This is a genomic window from Desulfobacterium sp. N47 (genome assembly GCF_051233685.1).
Classification (GTDB): domain Bacteria; phylum Desulfobacterota; class Desulfobacteria; order Desulfobacterales; family RPRI01; genus RPRI01.
Genome location: NZ_JBAMMY010000260.1, coordinates 1 through 1,683 on the forward strand (window position 1 = coordinate 1; position 1,683 = coordinate 1,683).

Consider the following 1,683-nt stretch of genomic DNA (forward strand, 5'->3'; position numbering starts at 1 on the left):
TGTGAACATATCCGGCTGAGCGTTTTCAAGGTATGAAACAGTATGGGAATATCCTTTTTCTCTGCAATACCCGATTATTTCATCCAGGCGTTTTTTCTTTGATTCCACCATCATTTCGATCGTTTGCTGACAATCAACAAGGGGTCGTATCGCGCATATCTCCATAAGTTCCGCAATGACATGCAGCCAGTCCTCGCTTTTGTGTTTTACCTTATCCTGCCATAAGGAAAATTTTGCCTGATGCGGGATATGCCATAAACATCGCTGAAAGATTATTTTGACTTTATCTTTCAAACTGTCCAGGATCGATGAGTCGCCGTCCGTGAGCAGCAGGAACTGGCTAAACCCCTTGAATATCTCAATACATACGTGATCGGATAAGACTACTCTCTTTCTACACTGTGTTGAACATTGTTACTATTTCTAATGACGTAGGCCTATGTTTTCGATTTGGACAAATTAGTATCGGTCTAAGCCCTCCACCTCTGGTGGAGGACCCGGAAAGGTTCTACCGATCCGGTGAGAAATAATATAGGTAATTCCTCGGGAAAGCCCTTTTGGGCAATACAGGAGGAATTACCTATGCATGATTGGGAAAGTTTATCCCATGTCAGATGGGATTGCAAATACCATGTGGTATTTGTCCCGAAGTTTCGTAAAAAGAAATTGTACGGTAAATTCAGGGATCGCGTTGGTGAAATATTGAAAGACTTATGTCGCCAAAGGGGTGTGAATCTTGTGGAAGGGCATTTAATGCCGGACCATGTCCATATGTGCATAAGCGTTCCACCAAAATACAGCATCGCCTTTGTGATAGGATTCCTGAAAGGCAAAAGTGCTGTATTAATCCATCGTACAGTGTTGAAAGAAAAACGGGTGTCTGGGCTGCATTTTTGGGCCAGAGGATATTGTGTCAGTACTGTTGGGTTAGATGAAGATACCATAAGAAAATATATTCGCGATCAAGAAAAAAATGATCAGCAACAAATGGAACTTGGTTTAGAATAAATTAACCATTAGCCCCAACGGGGCTTTCCCAACGTAACTGCCCCCTTCGAGGGGGCTTCCTGAGGCCACCCGCTCTGCGGGTGGAGCCTCACTAACGGAAGCAAATTTGCCAGATTTTTAATGAAGGTCTTTGGCGAAAGATCTTTCTTTAAAATGCACTTTGCCAAGTCATGTGCTATTAGCGAAAAGACGAATGTTATTCGTTGAGCTGTAACAGATTTCAATTCTATCTTGGCAGAGACGACAGCATATTCGATTATTATTGAATTCGCAATAAGAGAAGCAAGGATTGAGCTATAAGCAGTGATCAGAACTATATTTTGATTTTCAGATGTTATTTGGTCAGCATGTAGCATTGACTTAATGGATTTGAAAAACAGCTCAATTTGCCATCTTAGTCGATAAATGGGGTATATCCATTCTGCTAATGCCATTGAACTTGGCATATTTGTAACGTACCATCGGTATTCTTTTGTGAGAGGAAAGCGAAAACCAATGAGGCGAACCTTAAGGGATTTTGTTCCGGGAAGATTCAACTATGCTTATCCGGTTGACACATACAGATCGAAGAGGTAGACTTCCATCCTGCAGAACTGACAGTGGTGCGAGATTGGGTCGTCCACAGATGCAGAGGGAGACTGCTGATGCGCAAAATCAAAGAGAAGCCCTACGTCA

Annotated in this window: 2 protein-coding genes and 1 pseudogene; 1 reads left to right on the forward strand and 2 read right to left on the reverse strand. The window is 42.4% G+C overall.

Annotation, left to right across the window (positions count from 1 at the left end; all coding sequences use genetic code 11):
- Positions 1 to 294, reverse strand: a pseudogene (locus VXK47_RS16580) (hypothetical protein); the annotation flags it as partial.
- A 288-nt stretch (positions 295 to 582) separates the two neighbouring features.
- On the opposite strand from VXK47_RS16580, the gene tnpA reads away from it, so the two are divergent.
- The gene (gene tnpA / locus VXK47_RS16585) at positions 583 to 1,008 is read left to right on the forward strand and encodes an IS200/IS605 family transposase (RefSeq protein WP_435549897.1); all 426 of its coding nucleotides are present in this window, start codon (positions 583 to 585) and stop codon (positions 1,006 to 1,008) included.
- An 8-nt stretch (positions 1,009 to 1,016) separates the two neighbouring features.
- Here the strand turns inward: tnpA and VXK47_RS16590 are convergent, their stop codons facing one another.
- Entirely contained in the window at positions 1,017 to 1,544 is a 528-nt protein-coding gene (locus VXK47_RS16590; RefSeq protein ID WP_435549898.1) for a transposase, read from the reverse strand.
- Positions 1,545 to 1,683: the final 139 nt, after the last annotated feature.